The 19,376-nt window shown below is 35.5% G+C and carries 18 protein-coding genes and 1 pseudogene; 10 read left to right on the forward strand and 9 right to left on the reverse strand.

Annotated features, from left to right (window positions below; translation table 11 throughout):
• Nucleotides 1-201: 201 nt before the first annotated feature.
• A complete protein-coding gene (locus OEA66_RS00240; RefSeq protein ID WP_267279459.1) occupies nt 202-708 on the forward strand; it encodes a Crp/Fnr family transcriptional regulator in 507 nt (168 codons plus the stop codon).
• Nucleotides 709-973: 265 nt separating this feature from the next.
• A complete protein-coding gene (gene uraH / locus OEA66_RS00245) occupies nt 974-1,381 on the forward strand; it encodes a hydroxyisourate hydrolase (protein ID WP_267279460.1) in 408 nt (135 codons plus the stop codon).
• Nucleotides 1,382-1,921: 540 nt separating this feature from the next.
• Here uraH and OEA66_RS00250 read toward each other — a convergent pair.
• Together OEA66_RS00250 and ribA are read right to left on the reverse strand one after the other, a co-directional pair.
• Complete coding sequence (locus OEA66_RS00250; protein ID WP_267279461.1) at nt 1,922-3,355, reverse strand: SDR family oxidoreductase; 1,434 nt, start codon at nt 3,353-3,355, stop codon at nt 1,922-1,924.
• Nucleotides 3,356-3,409: 54 nt separating this feature from the next.
• Nucleotides 3,410-4,000 carry a GTP cyclohydrolase II gene (ribA, locus tag OEA66_RS00255; protein WP_267279462.1) on the reverse strand — a complete coding sequence of 197 codons (591 nt, stop codon included), beginning with the start codon at nt 3,998-4,000 and terminating at the stop codon, nt 3,410-3,412.
• A 97-nt stretch (nt 4,001-4,097) separates the two neighbouring features.
• On the opposite strand from ribA, the gene OEA66_RS00260 reads away from it, so the two are divergent.
• The 7 genes from OEA66_RS00260 to OEA66_RS00290 are packed head-to-tail and all read left to right on the forward strand — an operon-like array spanning nt 4,098 to nt 9,402.
• A complete protein-coding gene (locus OEA66_RS00260; protein WP_267279463.1) occupies nt 4,098-4,757 on the forward strand; it encodes a TetR/AcrR family transcriptional regulator in 660 nt (219 codons plus the stop codon).
• The gene (locus OEA66_RS00265; RefSeq protein WP_267279464.1) at nt 4,758-6,080 is read left to right on the forward strand and encodes an ABC1 kinase family protein; all 1,323 of its coding nucleotides are present in this window, start codon (nt 4,758-4,760) and stop codon (nt 6,078-6,080) included.
• The gene (locus OEA66_RS00270; protein ID WP_267279465.1) at nt 6,080-6,223 is read left to right on the forward strand and encodes a DUF2256 domain-containing protein; all 144 of its coding nucleotides are present in this window, start codon (nt 6,080-6,082) and stop codon (nt 6,221-6,223) included. The genes OEA66_RS00265 and OEA66_RS00270 overlap by 1 nt, the downstream gene beginning before the upstream one ends.
• Before the next feature lie 19 nt (nt 6,224-6,242).
• Entirely contained in the window at nt 6,243-7,721 is a 1,479-nt protein-coding gene (locus OEA66_RS00275) for a cryptochrome/photolyase family protein (RefSeq protein ID WP_267279466.1), read from the forward strand.
• On the forward strand, nt 7,721-8,002 hold the full coding sequence (locus OEA66_RS00280) for a TIGR03643 family protein (RefSeq protein WP_267280061.1): 282 nt from the start codon (nt 7,721-7,723) through the stop codon (nt 8,000-8,002). The genes OEA66_RS00275 and OEA66_RS00280 overlap by 1 nt, the downstream gene beginning before the upstream one ends.
• A 13-nt stretch (nt 8,003-8,015) precedes the next feature.
• Nucleotides 8,016-8,714: an SDR family NAD(P)-dependent oxidoreductase gene (locus tag OEA66_RS00285; protein ID WP_267279467.1), complete on the forward strand. Its 699-nt coding sequence runs from the start codon at nt 8,016-8,018 to the stop codon at nt 8,712-8,714.
• Between the two features lie 40 nt (nt 8,715-8,754).
• A complete protein-coding gene (locus OEA66_RS00290) occupies nt 8,755-9,402 on the forward strand; it encodes a MarR family winged helix-turn-helix transcriptional regulator (protein ID WP_267279468.1) in 648 nt (215 codons plus the stop codon).
• Nucleotides 9,403-10,533: 1,131 nt separating this feature from the next.
• Here the strand turns inward: OEA66_RS00290 and OEA66_RS00300 are convergent.
• Entirely contained in the window at nt 10,534-11,646 is a 1,113-nt protein-coding gene (locus OEA66_RS00300; RefSeq protein ID WP_267279469.1) for a pectate lyase family protein, read from the reverse strand.
• A 449-nt stretch (nt 11,647-12,095) separates the two neighbouring features.
• On the opposite strand from OEA66_RS00300, the pseudogene OEA66_RS00305 reads away from it, so the two are divergent.
• Nucleotides 12,096-13,710 (forward strand): annotated as a pseudogene (locus OEA66_RS00305) (helix-hairpin-helix domain-containing protein); the annotation flags it as partial.
• A gap of 187 nt (nt 13,711-13,897) precedes the next feature.
• Here the strand turns inward: OEA66_RS00305 and OEA66_RS00310 are convergent.
• The 6 genes from OEA66_RS00310 to OEA66_RS00335 form a co-directional block, all read right to left on the reverse strand.
• Nucleotides 13,898-15,025, reverse strand: coding sequence for an NADH-dependent flavin oxidoreductase (locus OEA66_RS00310; RefSeq protein WP_267279470.1), 1,128 nt, complete (start codon nt 15,023-15,025; stop codon nt 13,898-13,900).
• A gap of 104 nt (nt 15,026-15,129) precedes the next feature.
• Nucleotides 15,130-16,023 carry a helix-turn-helix domain-containing protein gene (locus tag OEA66_RS00315; protein ID WP_267279471.1) on the reverse strand — a complete coding sequence of 298 codons (894 nt, stop codon included), beginning with the start codon at nt 16,021-16,023 and terminating at the stop codon, nt 15,130-15,132.
• Nucleotides 16,024-16,249: 226 nt separating this feature from the next.
• Complete coding sequence (locus OEA66_RS00320; RefSeq protein ID WP_267279472.1) at nt 16,250-16,996, reverse strand: glucose 1-dehydrogenase; 747 nt, start codon at nt 16,994-16,996, stop codon at nt 16,250-16,252.
• Nucleotides 16,997-17,101: 105 nt separating this feature from the next.
• Nucleotides 17,102-17,446, reverse strand: a complete 345-nt coding sequence (locus OEA66_RS00325; RefSeq protein ID WP_267279473.1) for a hypothetical protein — start codon at nt 17,444-17,446, stop codon at nt 17,102-17,104.
• A 147-nt stretch (nt 17,447-17,593) separates the two neighbouring features.
• On the reverse strand, nt 17,594-18,349 hold the full coding sequence (locus OEA66_RS00330) for an SDR family NAD(P)-dependent oxidoreductase (RefSeq protein WP_267279474.1): 756 nt from the start codon (nt 18,347-18,349) through the stop codon (nt 17,594-17,596).
• 81 nt (nt 18,350-18,430) lie between these two features.
• On the reverse strand, nt 18,431-19,309 hold the full coding sequence (locus tag OEA66_RS00335) for a helix-turn-helix domain-containing protein (RefSeq protein ID WP_267279475.1): 879 nt from the start codon (nt 19,307-19,309) through the stop codon (nt 18,431-18,433).
• Between the last annotated feature and the right edge of the window lie 67 nt (nt 19,310-19,376).

Consider the following 19,376-nt stretch of genomic DNA (forward strand, 5'->3'; position numbering starts at 1 on the left):
AAACTCTATAAACAAAGTTTACTATATTAAACTCGATTAAAGTTTAGAGAACATACTTATGTATCCACTTTTTTGTCTCAGAATAAATAAAAAAATGTAACTTTAAGAATCACTCAATTAGATCAGCATTGCTCAACTATGTATTCAATTCTTGAAAAATTTATCCGGAGTAGAAGTAATATCTCGTTAGAAAAACTTGAGATGATAAACTCCTTCTTTAAACCCCTTAAAACGAATAGAAATGAAATACTTCTCCAATATGATCAGGTATGCAAATGGTATTACTTTATTAACAAAGGCTGTATTCGTTTATTCACAACCACAAAAGAGGGTCTAGACAGCTCAAGGTATTTCGCTTTTGAAGGAAATTTTGCAACGGCTTTGCCTAGTTTTATTGACCAAAAACCGGCAAGAGAATATCTGCAAACAATTGAGAAATCAGAATTGCTTTGTATTTCGAGGAAGGACTTTTATCATCTCGTTGAAACAATGCCTGAATTTGCAAAAATATATACTGAAATTTTGGAGCTTGGATTCATCATCGCACAAAAAAGGATCTATGGATTTCAAGGGTTTCACGCATTAGATAAAGTAAAATGGCTCATCGAATATCAACCACATCTTTTACGTAGGGTATCCAACAGGATGGTCGCTTCGTATATTGGAATCTCCCCTTCCACCCTAAGCAGAATCAAATCTAAACTCTGAAAACCTTGACATAGGACAACGTTTTTGATTTTTCTGGTCTTTAACTTTGCAGCAAAAGAAAGGATATGAAAATACAATTTTTGTTTGTCCTGCTGAGTTCATACTTATGCTTCGGACAAAACAAGACTGAAAAAGCGATACAGCTCTACTCTATTGACCAATATGTAAAAACCGTTTTAATTTGATGATTGGATCGCTCAGTCTGCTTCCATCCCTGAAATTGGAATCACCACAGCAAAAAAGTTTTAATTTAAAATAATAAGAAATGAAATCATTCATCTTTACCATCCTTTTAGGACTTTTGTCTATCGGGACTTTTGCTCAGAAAAATACTTTTCAGCTGTCAAGTCATATCTTGGATGTATCTAAAGGTATCCCTGTTTCAGGAGTCAAAATAAAATTAGAAAAGTATAATAACCAATCGAAAATATGGACTTTTCTAGACGAGAAAAATACTGATACAAACGGCAGGATTTCGGACTTTCTACCTTCAGAAAAAGATAATCTCGGGATTTTCAAATTGACTTACTACACCAGCGATTATTTCAAAAAAGATAATATAGAAAGTTTTTATCCTTTTATTGAGGTTGTGTTTAAAATCAGGGATAAAAATCATTATCACGTTCCGATTACACTTTCTGCTTATGGCTATTCGACGTATAGAGGCAGTTGATTAATGAATTAATTTCATCCATCAGTACTAATAGATTTTGGCAACTATATATTTAAATGTACCATTTAATTTTTATTAGGCTTTTTATGAGAAGAAGATATTGTGATATGTTTTTATTTATCAGAAAATTATCATTTATAAACAGAAAATTTTCTGATTTCATTTTTATAATTTAAATACCAGTTAACACCTTCAAAATATTATCAATATCCTCTACTAATTGGCTTGAATAGAGTCCTTTTAAGTTCACAAACACCCAAATTGAGCCATTTTTTTTGCTTTTTGATTCCAGAATAATCCAGATCAGGATTTTATTGTTTTATTAAATCTATTTTGAGGAAATAAGAAATGGCAGTAATATATTTGTATGTATAAATCAAAAATAAGACCTATACACTTAAATGTACCAAATAGATGATATTTTTCAAGGTCTCTTTCTAATTAGGGATGATTATTATTTACCTTCAATAACACTATCATAAAGGGGTTTGCTGATCTACGTTTCCTGTGTTCAAAAGGTTTTTTATGAATTAAACTCATTTAATGCCTCGCAGCCAATTTTCTCACCATCCCTTTAAAAATCAATCCGTGAAAAGGCAATACAGAAAACCAATACAATCTTCCCCACAATCCTTTTGGTCGAAAAACTGCCTTCTGCCAGAGTTTGCCCCTATATAACTTGAACATCAGCCAAGCTTCTCCGGGTAGTTTCATTTCAGCAATAAGAATCAATTTACCTTCTTCCCTGCTGGCATAAAGCACCCGCCAAAAATCCAAAGCATCACCTTCGTGAAGTTGTAAAGGGTGTGTTCTTCCTCTTCTCAATCCGGGACCACCAACCAAGACATCCATATAACCTCTTATTTTCCAAAGTTTTTGTCCGTACCAACCATTGCTACCGCCCAAACCAAAAACACGGTCAAGACATTTTTCCCGGTCGTCATATTTTTCACTTCTAATATCTTTAAAACAGCCAAAATGCGGTACTTCTATAAATTCTTTTAGTGAAGAATCGTTTCTGCTGCTGACAAAACTATCTTTCCAGCTGGAACTTATTTCGTTGGCCTGAATCTTTGCCATCGTTCTCTCCAAAGCCTGTTTGTAAGAAAATGGCTGTATTCCGGTTATTTTTTTAATCTCTGATAAACTTTCTTTGTTGCAGACCACCTCAATTTTCATACTTCCAACAAGTGAACTTGCTAAACTGTAAGTGGTTGAAGTAATGAAATATAACCAATAGGAAGACAATTTCGGTGTCATTACCGGCAATGTGATAATAGTTCTTTTCAAACCTCTGATTTTCGCAAAGCCGAGCAATATTTCTTTGTAAGTCAAGACATCATCGCAACCGATATCAAAGCTTTTACGGTAAGTTTCTTTTTTGAATAAAGTGAAAATTAGAAAATCCAGAACATTAGCAATACCAATAGGTTGACATTTGGTAGTAAGCCATTTAGGTGTAATCATTATGGGCAATTTTTCTACCAAATCACGGATAATTTCAAATGACGCACTTCCGGAACCGATGATAATCCCAGCTCGTAAAACTGTTGTTGGAATTTTAGATTCAATTAAAATCTTTTCCACATTAAATCTTGAATTCAGATGTTTTGATAATTCTTTCTGATTCACCAATCCGGACAAATAGATAATATGTTCGCACTCCGTTTTCTCAATCGCAGAAACAAAATTCTGCGCACAAATTTTCTCCGATTCTTCGTAATCACCATTCGCACTCATAGAATGCATCAAATAGTAAGCACCGGAAATATCGTTCGGAATATTCTTCAAAGTCTCCTCTTTCAGAAAATCAACTTCAATGACTTCAATTAAATTATCATCGATGCCTGCAGGTTTAGAAAATCGGCTGACGTCACGGCTGCAGCAAACCACTTTGTAGCCTTGCTCAGTAATCACGCTTATCATCCTTTTGCCGATGTAACCTGTTGCTCCTGTTAATAAAATCTTTTTCATACGAGTTTAATTTTGAATCAGTTAAATAATTTTTTTATGAATTTAAAACTGAGTTTAAAGCTTTTCTAAAAGATGACCGAAATAATCTTTCTTTGTAGTAAGATAAGACGCATTGACAGGATTTGATTCAATTTCCAAAGGAATTCTTTTGTTGAGCAAAATTCCACTTTTGTCGAAAGCTTTAAGTTTTTCAGGATTATTGGTCAGTAAATTAACTTTATTAATTTTAAGAATTTTCAACATCTCAATGCCTACATCAAAATTTCTACCATCTGCCGGCAAACCCAATTTTAAATTAGCTTCTACCGTATCAAAACCTTCTTCCTGAAGAGCATAAGCCTTTAATTTATTGATGATTCCAATATTTCTGCCTTCTTGTCTGAGATAAATAATCATTCCTCCGTTTTCCGACATAAATTTCATCGCGGCATCCAATTGTTGTCCGCATTCACATTTCCTCGAATGAAAAACTTCTCCTGTAATGCACTCCGAATGGAAACGTACATTGACAACTTTATTAAAATCTGTTTTTTGAGCAACCCAAACCAAATGTGGACTCCAGTCATTTTCATTTTCAGAAAATGCGTAGACGGTAAACATTCCAAAATCGGTCGGTACATTAGATTGAGCCTGTATTGTAAGCATTAGTTATATTTTGAATCACTGTTATAGTACAAATTTATACTTTATTTATTTAATTAGTAAATTTAATTACTAAATTTGTTGATAAATAAAATCAATAATGGAACCAAAAAATATAATTACAGAAGATAAAATATTTGAATTGTATGGCGATTACATTTTGAATCACGGCGAAAGACCAAAGAATATTTACCGCTTCGCAAAAGACAATGAGTTCGAAGAAAAAGACTTTTACGATTACTTTTCAAGCTTTGAACAGATTGAAAAATCAATGTTGGTCAATCTTTTTGAGAAGTCTGTAGAGTTGGCCTCAAAAGTTAGCAGTTCTGATGAAATCACTTCGAAAGAAAAACTTCTGAACGTCTATTTCATCTTTTTTGAAAATATGACGATGAACCGTTCTTTGGTTTTGATGATTTTGGGAAATGACAAATTACATTCGGCAAAAATCTTGAATCAGCTCAAAGAAACGCATCGACAATTCATCAAAACTCTCGAGTTCAACGATTGGGAAATAATTCAAAAAGCGAAAGATGATGTAAAAAATTTCCACGAAAAAGCCCGTGAAGAAGCATTGTGGATTCATTTGGTTTCCGCCATTGAGTTTTGGGAAAAAGACACTTCTCCAGCCTTCGAAAAGACAGATATTTTCATTGAAAAAACCATTGATACCGGGTTTGAACTGATGGATAATGAACCTTTAAGAAAAGTTGTTGACCTCGGAAAGTTTTTATTCAAAGAAAAATTTAAAAAGAATTAGATGAAGACACTTAATAAAATACCAACCGGAAAGTTGGAAAGAACAAGCAGTTTGCTGAAAGCCGGTGCAAAAGTGGGTGTTAATTACATCAAATATTACGGAAACAAAATCACGAAAGATAAAGACGAGGACGAAGCAAGAAAAACTTTAAATGAAGACAACGCAACCGACATTTACGATTCTCTGAAAGAACTGAAAGGTTCTGCGTTGAAAGTTGCTCAGATGTTGAGCATGGAGAAAAATATTCTTCCGCAAGCTTATGTAGACAAATTTTCTTTGTCTCAATTTTCTGTTCCGCCACTTTCGGGAGCTTTGGTAAAAAAGACTTTCAGAAAATATTTTGGTAAAAATCCTGAGCATATGTTTGATGAATTTACGAATGAATCTGTCAACGCAGCAAGCATCGGACAAGTTCATAAAGCGAAAAAAGATGGTCAGAATTTTGCCGTTAAAATTCAATATCCTGGCGTGAGAGAGAGCATTTCGAGCGATTTAAAAATGGTAAAACCGATTGCGATGAAAATGTTTAACATCAAAAAAGAAGGTTCGGAATCTTATTTTCAAGAAGTGGAAAATAAATTGTTTGAAGAGACGGATTATGATTTGGAGCTTAAAAGAAGCCAGGAAATTTCTGAAAAATGTGCTCATCTTCCGAATCTCAGTTTCCCAAAATATTATCCGCAATACTCTTGTGAAAGAATCATCACGATGGATTGGGTGGACGGAAAACATTTTTCGGAATTCACAAAATTGGATAATTCTCAGGAAGATCTGAACAAGATAGGACAGACGCTTTGGGATTTTTATATGTACCAAATGCACGTCTTGAAGCAGGTTCATGCTGACCCGCATCCCGGAAATTTCTTGGTTTCGGAAGATAAAAAATTACTTGTAATTGACTTTGGCTGTATCAAAGAAATTCCAAATGACTTTTACAAACCTTATTTTGAATTGGCAAAACGTGATAATCTAAATAATCCTGAATTTTATAAAGAAAAATTATACGAGCTTGAAATCTTGAGTGATAATGATTCTGCGAAGGAACAGGAATTTTTCACCAAATTATTCTACGAATTGCTGGAATTGTTCACAAGACCTTTCAACGCAGAAATCTTTGATTTTTCTGATGAATCTTTCTTTCAGGAAATTGCAGATTTGGGTCAAAAATACGCAAAAATCAGTGATATGAAAGGGATGAATACCAATAGAGGTTCTAAACATTTTATTTATCTGAACCGAACATTTTTTGGTTTGTACAATATGATGCACGATTTGAAAGCCAAAAATATCGTCATCGATCAGTACAAAAATTTCATCCAATAATGCCTGCCAACTTACCTTCAAAGATTTGTGAAGTCTGCGGATTGCCCTTCAATTGGCGGAAAAAGTGGAAGAAAAATTGGGACGACGTAAAATATTGCAGCGAAAAATGCCGAAGAACTAAATGTTTAAAATCTTCAGATTAAGTATTAAAATTTGAAAAATATGCCATCAAAAAAAGTAAGTACGGCGCAGTTGATATTTCCGCATCAGCTTTTTAAAGACACGGATTATTTGGATAAAAATCAACCGGTCTTCTTGGTGGAAGAGTTTCTGTTTTTCAAACAATACAAATTTCACAAACAGAAAATTGCCTTGCACAGGGCGAGTATGAAGTTTTATGAGGAATATTTGACCAAGAAAACATTCAAGGTTGAATATATTGAAAGCACTTCCCCACTTTCTGATATTCGGAATTTAATTAAACATTTAGAAAAAGAAGAATTTGAGAAAATTCTCATTACGGATGTTTGCGACGATTGGCTTGAAAAGAGAATTAAGGAAACGATATTGAAATTAGAAATTCTTGAAAGTCCTTTATTCATAAATACCCGAGAAGATTTAAAAGACTATTTTGAAGATAAAAAATCTTATCATCAAACCGATTTTTACAAGCAACAGAGAATTTCCCGAAATATTCTGATGAAAGCCGGAAAACCAATCGGTGGAAAATGGACTTTCGATACAGAAAACCGTAAAAAATATCCTAAAAACAAAAAAGCACCATCTGTTCATTTTCCTCAAAACAGCAAATATTATGATGAAGCAAAAATTTATACGGAGAAAAATTTCAATGAAAATTATGGCAATTTAACTTCCTATCAACTCTATCCCGTCACTTTTGAGGAAGCTGAAAATTGGTTGAATCAGTTTTTTGAACTGCGGTTTGCCGATTTTGGAGTATATGAAGACAGTATCGTGGAGTGTGAACATTTTCTGCATCACAGCGTGCTTTCGCCATTGTTAAACATTGGACTTTTGGCTCCTGAAAACGTTTTGAAAGAAGCTATTGAATATGCGAACGAATATAAAATCCCCATCAATTCTCTGGAAGGATTTGTGCGTCAGATTTTAGGTTGGAGAGAATTTGTGAGGGGGATTTACCTCTATCAGGGAACTTTTCAGCGGAATAAAAATTACTGGAAACATCAAAATCCACTACCCGAATCTTTTTATACTGGAAAGACTAAAATTAAACCGATTGACAGCACAATTTTGAAGGTCTTGGAAAGTGGTTATGCGCATCACATCGAGCGATTAATGATTTTCGCCAACTTTATGAATCTGTTGAAAATCAATCCAGACGACGTTTATCAATGGTTTATGGAGATGTTCATCGATTCTTACGATTGGGTAATGGTTCCGAATGTTTATGGGATGAGCAGCTTTTCTGACGGCGGAAAAATGAGTACAAAACCGTACATCAGCGGAAGCAATTATATCAAAAAGATGAGCGATTACTCTGATGACGGCTGGACGGAAAAATGGGATGCCCTCTTTTGGAATTTTGTGAATGATAACAGAGAATTTTTCAAAACAAATCCAAGATTGGGAATGATGTTGCGAACTTTGGATAAAATGACGGATGAGAAAAAATCTGAACACTTTAAAATCGCACAGCACACGATTAAAAATTTAAAATAATTGTGAAAGAATTTAATTTAATACAGACAGACCGTATCATTGAAATGGCTTGGGAAGACAGAACGCCGTTTGAAGCAATAGAATTTCAGTTTGGAATTTCTGAATCTGAAGTGATTGACGTGATGCGAAGAGAATTGAAACCTTCGAGTTTTAGACTTTGGAGAATGAGAGTGAATTCGGGAGTTAGCCAGAAACATCTGATGAAGAGAAATCCTGAAATTGAGAGATTTAAGTGCACTAGACAACGGATGATAAGTCATAATAAAATTTCGAAACGGTAAAAATATTAGAAAAATGAAAAACATAGTCATTATCGGTTGCGGACAGGGAATTGGATTTGCTGCTGCAAAAATATTGTCGGAAAACTACAATGTAATCGGCATTTCAAGAACAGAAAATCCTAAAATTGAAAATTTAAATATTGAATTTCATCCGATAGATATCATTTCGGGGAATCTGGATAAAATCACATTCCCTGAAGTTATTGACGGATTGGTTTATTCGCCGGGAAGTATTAATTTAAAACCATTTAATCGGCTTTCGATTGAAGATTTTAAGAATGATTTTGAAGTCAATGTTTTGGGTGCGGTGAAAATGATTCAGAAGCTGTTACCTAATTTGAAGAAGTCGGAAAGTGCTTCTGTTGTATTGTTCAGTTCGGTGGCTGCAAAATTAGGAATGCCTTTTCACGCTTCGATTTCTGCAAGTAAAAGTGCTGTTGAAGGTTTAACGAAAAGTCTGGCGGCTGAATTGTCTGCTCAGAAAATCAGAGTTAATGCCATTGCTCCCTCTTTAACGGATACTAATTTAGCTTCACAACTTCTTTCAACACCTGAAAAAAGAGAAGCTTCGGGAAAGAGACATCCGTTGCAAAAAGTTGGAAATGCGAACGAAATCGCAAAAATGGTTGAGTTTTTATTATCTGAAAATTCATCTTGGATTACAGGACAAATCATCGGGATTGACGGCGGAATGAGTAACATCAAATTGTAACCATTCCCAAAAACTAATATCTTTACCATAAATTACAAAAATGCAAACTGATTTTATCATAGAATTACTTCATCAAGTCAAAGAATTTGAAAATTCTGATGTGTGTAAACATAACTCGACTGTGGACGATTTTCGGGTGTGGATGAATGATAAAAAATATTCCGACGAAAGTCCGACTAAGCTTTTTAAGAATGAAAAACATCAGGTTTCATTTACCGAAAATGAAATTTGCAAACAGGTTCTCTTATTAGGACGATATTCTAAATTACTAATCAGAAAAGGGTTAGGAGATTTTCCTGAATTAGCGAATGAAGAATTTACTTATCTGTACCGCTTAAAAGACGAACCTTTTTTAACGAAAATTCAGTTGATCGAAAAAAACGGACACGAAAAACAGACCGGAACTCAAATTATCAAAAGACTTTTGGAAGCAGGATTTCTAGAAGAAAAAAATGACTTAGATGATAAGCGCAGCAAAAGACTCAATTTGACCAAAAAGGGTGAGGAAACATTTCATCTATCGGTAGCAAAAGTCAACCAAACATCAAAACTTTTATCCGGAAAGCTTGACAAAGATGAGAAGAATGAACTTCTGAGGATTTTGAAAAAACTTAATGAATTTCATTCTCATATTTATACCGATTATAAAAGCACAGATATTGAAACGATTGTAAAGGTCTTTGGATAAATTTAAAACTGTGACAATTCACTTGGTAAAATAAATCAATTTTTTATTCTATTTATGATAAGGTAATTATATATTTAAATGTACCAATTTAATTTTCAATAGGTTATTTATGAGAAGAAGATATGATGATATGATTTTATTTATCAGAAAATTATCATACTATATTGGATAAATTTAAAACTGTAACAGTTCATTCGGTAAAATAAATCATTTTTTTCTATTTATAATAAAGTAATAATATATTTAAATCTACCAATTTAATTTTCAAGATTATTTATAAGAAGAAGACATTATGATATTTTTTTATTTATCAGAAATTATCATATATATAGACAATTTTCTGATTTCATTTTTATAACTTAAATACAAGTTAAAATGAATATGAAGATGATCAACCGTGTTAATTGTATTTAAAAAAAAGGCCTGATTATCTTAATATTTCCAAAAAATGAAACTATTCTACAGTAGAAGCTCATACGTCTCATCTTCTATGATGAAGCCTAAATCAGTTTTAAAAGTTCCTCAGCCGTTTTTTCAGATGAGGCAGGATTTTGTCCTGTGACCAGTCTCTTCCGTCAACTATAACATAAGTACTCCAATCTTCTATTTTACTATATACACCACCATTCTTTTAAGCATATCTTCAACCAAAAAAGGAACAACATCGGTCAGTTGAACAGCATCTTTCCTCAGTATTGTTGAATCCAGTGACATTTTCACCCTTTACCAGATATTCTCCGTCTATTTTTTACATCCTTCAAGGCCCCAGGCGCATTGCAAACAAATGCTAGGTTTATTGTTGCTATATTTTTGTGATCTTTTTAAGGTATAGAGCATGAGAATTGTGTTCTAACGAAGTTAACCAATCCATTTTTAGATGTTTATCTTTTGAGAACATCAAGCAGTTGAGAAATTATTTTAAAATCTGGATTTGGACATATAATAATGAGCCTCTCACACCAACAGATTTTTTATTTAAATATAGAAAACTCGCCCAATCTAGAGCCAGAGCCAATGATTTTACAACATTCCAATAATATTTTAACAACGACAACAGTTCTTTTAAAGAATCGTTATAAGAAAAAAAGCCTGACCATTGGGTCAAGCTTTTACATAATACATACTCTTCTCTTAAAAAGTTTCACATATATTTCCAATTAAGGTAGCTCCTGCGTTTGCCATTACATCAGACTTAACAGAACCTACTGTAAGTTTTCCTATTGTATATGGTGGAGTAAATGCAGTACCATTTCCAACTTTGTTTCCGGTCACGTTGGTAAAAGTGCTTCCGGTTTCAGTAACTGCCGTATATCCACTCATTAAATCTATAGGCTGCTTCACATTTTCAAAGACATTTCTCTCCACTAAAATATTAGCTTGAACACCAGCGGCAATACATTTATTGCTTACTGTACTGTTGAAATAACTGTTAAGAATATGAATTTTTCCAAAACGGACTCTCGGCATACGTTCTCTGCAGCCTTGTGCCCACCAGCAGCGTACGAATGTTACATTTAATTTACCTGCATCGGCAGTAGCACCATCACTAGAACCAATGAGATTAGAGAATCTATGATCATCAGTCCCTCCTGAACCGCCTGCTTTTGGAGTTTTTAGATAGTGGAATTTGGTATATGATACCGTAATAAAATCTGATTTATTTTTTATATCAAAATTACCATCTACTCCATCTCTGAACTCACAGTGATCGATCCATACATTTCTGCAATCATCAAGAATTGCATTATCCCAACCATCAGTATCATAAGCTCCGGGGCCTTCAAAAATAAGATTTCGTACAATGATATTATTACATCTCTTAATATTGATAATTCCTGAACCATCCTTAGTCTGATTGGAGGAAACCAGCTTTGCTCCACTTACTCCATAAATTGTTTTCCCTGTTTGGTCCTGAAGAGATAAGCGTGTAGTTAGCGTAATGGTTCCGACAACCTTTACTACTTTAACATTTGAATTTTCAACAGCCGATTTAAGCTCAGAAAAATTTGTTACCGTTGTTTCAGCAGCCGTTCCGCCACCATTAGTACCACCATTTTGGGAGGCCCATCCGGGAGCTACACAATTTGCTAAAGGAACAACAGTTTTGGAAACCAGTGAATTTGGTGATGTCCCAATTGAATTTTCTGTCTGAAGCATTTCAAGCTGGGCGTTTGTACATGAAGCGAATGCCAGTATAGCACCCATTGCAACCACAGATAATGTGGTTTTGAATTTGAGTTTCATAGTTAATATTTTTTTGATTCAGTCAAATTTATAAATTTTATATAATTCACCAATAATTTGATTAATAATTAATCATAAAACATTAATGCAGAACATAACATCAATGTAAACGATTGCATTTTAAGAATTATGTATTTATAATTAAAGTGATTCAATAATTTACTATAATTCTTTTCTTAAGAACTCCATAACATATGGTGCTACTATCACTAAATAAATTTTATGAATATATAAAACTTCATTAATAAACTAAAAATTGATTTTATCAGATATATGAATCTTATAATTTTACTTAATTCAAATAAAACTTTTTACAATTTTCAAGTTTTCTCCGGCAATTGCATTTTGACCATCTTAATTTTAAGCCTATCACAGCACGTTATGGAGGATCTGATAATGACTATTTATTTTCTTCAGATACAACTCCAGACGGAGGTTATATATATGGAGTCAAACTGCTTGAAGAAAAGAAAGGCATTAAAGTGGACATAGAGGATACAACAATTTCAAAGAATGAATCAAGATGCAATGAATTATTAAGTATCGGAAAGACCATCGGCTGTTTTTATATTGAATCTCCGGCAATGCGCGGATTATTGCGAAGACTGAAATGTGATAACTACAAGGTATTGGTTGCAGCATCGTCTATCATTCGCCCTGGGGTGGCACAAAGCGGCATGATGCGGGAATACATCTTCCGGCATAACCACCCCGACCAGTTTGAATATTTTCACGAGGTCTTTGAAAAAGAGCTCGGTGAGACCTATGGGATCATGGTCTATCAGGAGGACGTGATAAAGATCGCATTACACTTTAGTGGAGTCTCTGCAGAAAATGGTGACGTCCTTCGAAGGGCGATGAGCGGAAAGGGACGTTCACTATCAGCTTTACAGAAATTACAGGATGATTTCTTTGAATCCTGCAAGAGGAAAGGGCATCCTGAACAATTGTCTCAGGAAGTTTACCGGCAGATCGAATCCTTTGCAGGATACTCATTCTGTAAGGCACATTCCGCATCCTATGCTGTAGAAAGTTATCAAAGTCTCTATTTGAAAGCCTACTACCCTATAGAATTTATGGTATCTGCCATCAATAACGGCGGTGGATTTTACAGAATGGAAGTTTATGTCCACGAAGCTAAAAATGTCTGGAGCAACCATTCACAATCCATGCGTCAACCTTAGCGAATTTCAGACGACGGTCTATGGAACAGATGTATACTTAGGTCTTATGCATATTGAAAAAATGGAGGCCACTGTCAAACAGTTCATTCCTGAGGAAAGAAAGATTAATGGTAACTACAGGTCGCTTGAGGATTTTGTCAAAAGGATCAATATTGGTATAGAAACTTTACAGATATTGATCTTTGTCGGTGCCTTCAGATTCACTGGAAAGCAAAAGCATGAACTTCTGATCGAAGCAAGATTCCTGTTCTCAAAAGGTCAGTATAATACCAAGATCATTTCCTTGTTTGAGGAACCTCAAAAGGATTATCATCTGCCTGTCATTGAAAGAAACGGATTTGAAGATGCTTTTGATGAGATCGAAATACTGGGATTTCCTGTCTCCCATTCTATCTTTGACCTTTTAAAAACGAAATACAGAGGCCATGTGATGGTAAAGCATTTACTGAAATATCATAAAAGACAGGTTAAAATGCTTGCCTACCTGATCTCAAGAAAGCACGTTCCTATCAAAAAGAAAAACCAATCTGGTAAAAAAGATGATATGTTTTTCGGGACCTGGATTGATGCTGAAGGACAATATTTTGACACAGCCCACTTTCCTGACAGCCTTAGAAAATTTCCTTTTAAGGAAGGCGGAATTTATTTGTTGTTAGGTACTGTGGAGGTGGATTATCATTTTCCCACAGTCACCATCACAAAGATGGCGAAGATGCCATTGATTGCCGACCCCCGATATTCAATGGATCAGGACAGAGCCAGGGAAATGGAAAGAAGTCTGCGGGAGGATGTAAGTATGACCTCACGCAAACCATACCCACAAGAACATGAAATTAAATTATCACGAAAAAAAATGGGATCAAAAACTATATTTTTATAAGTAATTTATCATTAAAATCTTAAGTAATTGAAGAATTTCATAGTTACTTTGTCTAAGGTCAGTCTCTGCTAGCTAGATTAATTGTAAAAAGCCTTGCATCATAAATTGCAAGGCTTTCAAAGCATAATAATTTTAAATATTTATATCTTCAAATATATTTGAAATTTAGAGTCCTTTAAATTAATTACTAATCAACTACTTTAAAGAAACCTGTGGCAACTTTGATGAAGGCCTGCAGCTTTTTAGGAACAGCCAGCTCATCGGCCTTCGATAAACTCAAAACTTCATCGACCTTCTCACCATTTTCCACACGTTCGACCCAATCAGGGTTTATAATTAATCCGTGTCCAACAGCGACCAGAGACAATCCCATATTAATTGCCTTTACCGCATCATCGCCTTGTTTGATACCGCCTGCTGAGATTACAGGTATTCTGTTGTAAACGTGATCAAGTATCAAACTTAATATCGTTGCATCACCATTTTCTTCACCAGCCGGTTTCTGATGAAGCAGATCTGCCAATGACACATGAAGATAATCAATTCCTGAATCAATCAGCTTATCAATCAGTGGAAATGTATCTCTTATTCTGTAGCTTTCAGGCTCCTCGGGAGATATCCTGAAGCCTATCAGAAACGGACGGTCAGCATATTTTGTAATGACATCCTTGACCTCTTTGATAACTTCCAGTGCAAAGTTCATCCTCTTTTCAGCTGTTCCGCCCCAATGGTCGTTTCTCTGATTATAGTAGGGTGAAAAGAAATTCTGCGAAAGAAATCCGTGAGCCCCATGTAATTCAATTCCGTCAAAACCAGCTTCTATCGCTCTGCGTGTTGTCTCTCCGAAAGCCCGAATCATTTCCAAAATTTCCTCATTTGTTAATTCCCGTGATACGATACCACCTGCATACAAGGCAGATGGTGACAAAGCTACAGCACTTGCACTTACGGGAATACCATCTGGAATCAAATCCGACACTGCCTTATTACCTGCGTGATAGATTTGAAGAATGGCAGGTGCGCCACCCTTTTTAGCAGCAGCAGCCAATTTTTTAAGACCGGGTAGAAAGAAATCATCGTAAGCCGCATATTCATTTGTAAAACCAATACCATTTGCGAGTATTCTTGTACAGCCAGTGATGACCAAACCAACGTTTCCGCTACGGGCTTCGTAGTGGTTGATCTCATCCTCTGAGACGGTGTAATCCTCATTGCTGGCCCAGGTTGTCATAGGTGCCATTACAATTCGGTTTTTGATTCTGATCCCTTTCTTAAAGGAAAATGGTTCGAATAATTGTTGTGTTTCTGTATTCATTATTTTTAAATTTAATTTTATTATTTATATGATGTACTATTTAGCATTAGACAAAGCGCTTCCCGCCCCAGTTGCCTTAAGGTAAGTAAATCCGTAATAAGATTCTAGTTTAAGCCAGTTTCCCGGAATGCATTGGGTGAGATCCCGACCTCTTTTTTGAAAAGTCTTGCGAAATAATTGGAATTTTCAAATCCTAAAGAAAATGCAATTTCAGTAATGTTCATTTTCCCTTCAATCAATAGATTTTTTGCTTCTTTTATGAGGTACAAATGGATAAGCTCAATTGCTGTTTTACCCGTTTCCTGTTTGAGAAGGTCACTTAGATACCGGGAAGACAGATTAAGTTTCTCTGCCATGTAGGATACCGTCGGAAGACCTGTCTGACTCATTATTCTTTCATTGTAGTATTTATCAAGTTCCTGCTGAAATCTGCCGGCATAAGCACCAGTCGCTTCAATTCGATTGATAAACTGTCTCTTATAAAATCGCTGGGAATAAGTCAATAAAGTTCCAAGATGCGCCAGAAGAATTTGTTTGCTGTAAACATCCGTATTATTATATGATTCTTTATGCATAGTAAGTGCAAGATGCCAGATGGTCTCTTCTTCACTGGGTGTTAGATACAGGGCTTCCTTGGTCTCATAATCAAAATAGCCATAGCTTTTCATCTCACTGAATAAAGAGGTGCCGGACAGAAAATCTTCTTTGACCGCTATCAAAAAGCAACCATCCTCCACCTTTACATTTTTAAATGTAACCGTTTGATTAGGCCGAAAAAAAGTCATCTTTCCCCTTTGATGGTCAAATTCTTTCTTCCCGTAGGTAATGTCTCCTGAAATAAATGTCTGAAAAGAGATGATATAAAAATCGGCACTGAAAATAATATCCTCAATTCCACCATCGCTTTTGTGACCAAAAGTTACGCTGAACAAAGGATGTTCCGGGGTTTCCACTCCGATATCCTTATTGAAGCTGCTGATGTCTTTATAATGTTTCATAATCTGTAAATCATTTATTCTTGTTGACAGTGCAAAGTTCGGACTTTGAATGACACTTTTATGGATACATAAGTAGTAAGTTTTAGCACAATTTTACGAGAATCAAACTCATGATTACCTGTAAAAAGTGTTATAGAATTCTCTACAGTCTATAAAAATAAATAGCACCGCTTTCTAAAAATGACGCTAGTAAAAATAAATTTAATGCTCATCAGCAAACAATGAGCTATTGGATACTCATCCCGCTGTCTATGACCTGCTCTGTACCTGTAAGAAAAGATGATTCATCAGAGGCTAAAAATACGACCAGATTACTAACTTCACTTGCATCTGCCATTCTGCCCAGAGGCGTAACATCTGCTGCTCCGCTTCCGTCTTCGCCAGTAGCCTCCACCATCATTGGAGTTTTGATATATCCTGGATGCACTGAATTGGCTCTGATATTATCTTTACCATATTCTACCGCTGCTGCCTTTGTAAAACCTCTGACAGCAAACTTACTACCCGTGTAGGCCAAACTTGGATATCCAGGAATTGCGACAATTCCGGCAACTGAGGAAATATTCACAATGGAACCGACACCAGCTTTTTGCATAGACGGAATCGTACACTTCATTCCGTAGAAAACAGCATTATGATTGATTTCAACTACCTTCAGATATTCCTCTTCCGTTATTTCGGTTACCGTTTTTATCGGACCTAAAATTCCTGCATTGTTGACCAAAACATTAATGGGTCCAAACTTTTCTTCACCTTTCGCTACAACATCTTTCCATTGCTCCACATCCGAAACATCGTGCTTTATAAACAAAGCATTTTCACCTAATTCATCAGCTATCTTTTTTCCCTTTTCTTCATTAAGGTCCGTAAGTATGACCTTAGCTCCTTCTGCAATAAATTTTCTTGCGTGCAACTCTCCCATTCCTTGGGATGCACCTGTAATAATGGCTATTTTTCCTTTTAATCGTTCCATACTAATTGAATTTAATTATAAAATAAAATTAGCGATTGATTATCTCCTATTGCTTACCCGAAGTTGGACAAACTTTATCATTTTATGGATTTATCAATACTGTATTTACGGAATGAAGTGGGAGTCTCGCCAGTCCATAAACTTTTTCGTAAAAAGTACAAACATTCCCTTTGTACCTGCTTCTATCTTTATGACCTTTACATTTTGTTCAGGACGGTAGATCAACAAGGAACGCTCATCTATCAGAAATTTCTGGTAATCTACTTCGATCGTGATACTTCCCGAATTGATGATTCCATAGGCGAAATAATGCGGTTTCATTTCAAAAGGCTCGAAGATCTCCGGTACATCTGTAAGATACAGAAAATCATCTGAAATACTCCAATCGAGCTTTCTGTAGTTGATGATGTTCCTAATGGTGTATGGCTTGATGACATCCTCGTTTTTCATCGACTTAAGATATTAAAAATATCAGACATTTTACTATTTTTTCAACGTCTTTAGTACCAAAACTTGGTAGAATATTTGTGGATCATAATATCAAAACCCGCTTAAGAGAGCGGGTTTCTATACTTTAACATAATTTCAGGAGATCCTTTACATATAACCTCCCGATACTTCGATTGCCTGCCCGTCGATCCATGCAGAGTCTTCACTGCATAAGAACGCCACGGCAGAAGCAATATCTTTTGGCAAACCTACCCTACCCAATGCGTGCTGTTGAGCGATCTGGCTATTAATCTCTTCAATATCACGTACGGCCCCACCTGAGAAATCGGTTGCAACCGGTCCTGGTAAAATACTGTTGGAACGGATCTTTCTCGCTCCCAATTCTTTGGACTGATATAATGAGACGGTTTCCATAGCTGACTTCATTGCAGCATACACAGAGAATCCGGGAAGTGCCACACGGGTTGCAGTGGAACTGATATTGACGATGCTTGCGCCGTTATTGATTGATGACAGCAATTTCTGGGTCAGGAAAAAGGGACCTTTAAAATGAACATTCAGCATTTCATCGAACTGAGCAACCGTTGCTTCTTCAAATGGTACAAAAAATCCAATTCCTGCGTTGTTTACAAAAGAATCGATACCTGTAAACTGCCATTCGTTTAGAATTGATTTGATCGACTCAGAGAAACTCTCGAATTCTTCGATTTTCGAGACATCCAGTTTTAAAGCCTTTATGCGAGTTCCTGTGGATTCAAATTTTGCGATAAGGTCTTCCGCTTCCTTTTCATTTGAGCGATAGGTAAAAATCACCGCATTGCCTTTTTCTATTAACTTCTTTACGATTTCCTTTCCTATTCCTCTGTTACCACCGGTAACCAGAGCTACTTTTTGTTGTGTCATTGTACTGATTTTTGTTTGATGCAAATCTCAGTCTTTATTCAATCCGAGTTATAGCGACAATGCAACCAATGCTTACACAATTCAAACTTTGGAATTCCTATATTCCGAAGGTGTCACTTCAGTATGCTTTCTGAAAAAGGTATTAAAATGGGAAGCTTCCTCGAAGGCCAGCGCAGAAGCAATTTCGCTGATGTTCCAGGTTGTCGTTCTGAGAAGGATTTTAGCTTCCTGTAACACTCGTGACGCAATGAAATCACTCATCGTGCGACCTTTGGCTTTCTTCACCTGTCTGTTGAGATAGACGGGATGCAAGTGTAGCGCCTCAGCAAATTCACCGGGGGTCTTTATAGCAATGGTTTTTGTAAGCTCATCAATAGGAAACTGATTCTCCAAAAGTCTTATAAACGAGCAAGCAACAACTTCTGCGGTATTTCTGCGATTGATATACGATGCGGAAGGCTGTAATTTTTGCCCGTTGAGAATCAACTCCATTGTATAATGCCTCAATAATGATGTCTGCAACGGATTAACTTCATTTGAATCCTCTTTCGCTATTTTTTTGAAAATTGTCGAAAACTTATCATATTCAAATTCATCAAGAGTATAGATAAATTGACTTCCAGGTTTATAAACGCTGAAAGAAAGCAGTTCATAACCTGAATTTGCCTTTGTAATAAAGTCTTCTGAAAAAGCACAGGACCGAGCAGGTTTATTTTCCTTAAAACAATGGATACCGAAAGGAACTTTTGTTGTGGTGAACAAAATATTTTTTCCTTCCAAAGGCAGGCTGGTTTCTTCAAAATCAATTTGGTAAGAGCCATCAAGAAGAATAACTGAATAAAATTTCTTACGTGAAAAACTGATTATTTCTCCGACTTGCGACGGTTCAGTAAATGTTCTGAAAAGTTCTTCAGTAGATGTTGGGGAAAAATTGTTTTCTGTAAATAAGTGGTTCAGCATACTGCATACAAAGATAAGGGTTTCGATAAACCAGATTTAAATGTCAACTGTATTTTTTCAATGAAAT

This window comes from Chryseobacterium luquanense, from assembly GCF_026460945.1.
In the GTDB taxonomy this organism is placed as follows: domain Bacteria; phylum Bacteroidota; class Bacteroidia; order Flavobacteriales; family Weeksellaceae; genus Chryseobacterium; species Chryseobacterium luquanense.

Coding starts and splice junctions, on each gene's coding strand:
- OEA66_RS00240 (WP_267279459.1), top strand. CDS start 202: ATGATAAACTCCTTCTTTAAACCCCTTAAAACGAATAGAAATGAAATA.
- uraH (WP_267279460.1), top strand. CDS start 974: ATGAAATCATTCATCTTTACCATCCTTTTAGGACTTTTGTCTATCGGG.
- OEA66_RS00250 (WP_267279461.1), bottom strand. CDS start 3,355: ATGAAAAAGATTTTATTAACAGGAGCAACAGGTTACATCGGCAAAAGG.
- ribA (WP_267279462.1), bottom strand. CDS start 4,000: ATGCTTACAATACAGGCTCAATCTAATGTACCGACCGATTTTGGAATG.
- OEA66_RS00260 (WP_267279463.1), top strand. CDS start 4,098: ATGGAACCAAAAAATATAATTACAGAAGATAAAATATTTGAATTGTAT.
- OEA66_RS00265 (WP_267279464.1), top strand. CDS start 4,758: ATGAAGACACTTAATAAAATACCAACCGGAAAGTTGGAAAGAACAAGC.
- OEA66_RS00270 (WP_267279465.1), top strand. CDS start 6,080: ATGCCTGCCAACTTACCTTCAAAGATTTGTGAAGTCTGCGGATTGCCC.
- OEA66_RS00275 (WP_267279466.1), top strand. CDS start 6,243: ATGCCATCAAAAAAAGTAAGTACGGCGCAGTTGATATTTCCGCATCAG.
- OEA66_RS00285 (WP_267279467.1), top strand. CDS start 8,016: ATGAAAAACATAGTCATTATCGGTTGCGGACAGGGAATTGGATTTGCT.
- OEA66_RS00290 (WP_267279468.1), top strand. CDS start 8,755: ATGCAAACTGATTTTATCATAGAATTACTTCATCAAGTCAAAGAATTT.
- OEA66_RS00300 (WP_267279469.1), bottom strand. CDS start 11,646: ATGAAACTCAAATTCAAAACCACATTATCTGTGGTTGCAATGGGTGCT.
- OEA66_RS00310 (WP_267279470.1), bottom strand. CDS start 15,025: ATGAATACAGAAACACAACAATTATTCGAACCATTTTCCTTTAAGAAA.
- OEA66_RS00315 (WP_267279471.1), bottom strand. CDS start 16,023: ATGAAACATTATAAAGACATCAGCAGCTTCAATAAGGATATCGGAGTG.
- OEA66_RS00320 (WP_267279472.1), bottom strand. CDS start 16,996: ATGGAACGATTAAAAGGAAAAATAGCCATTATTACAGGTGCATCCCAA.
- OEA66_RS00325 (WP_267279473.1), bottom strand. CDS start 17,446: ATGAAAAACGAGGATGTCATCAAGCCATACACCATTAGGAACATCATC.
- OEA66_RS00330 (WP_267279474.1), bottom strand. CDS start 18,349: ATGACACAACAAAAAGTAGCTCTGGTTACCGGTGGTAACAGAGGAATA.
- OEA66_RS00335 (WP_267279475.1), bottom strand. CDS start 19,309: ATGCTGAACCACTTATTTACAGAAAACAATTTTTCCCCAACATCTACT.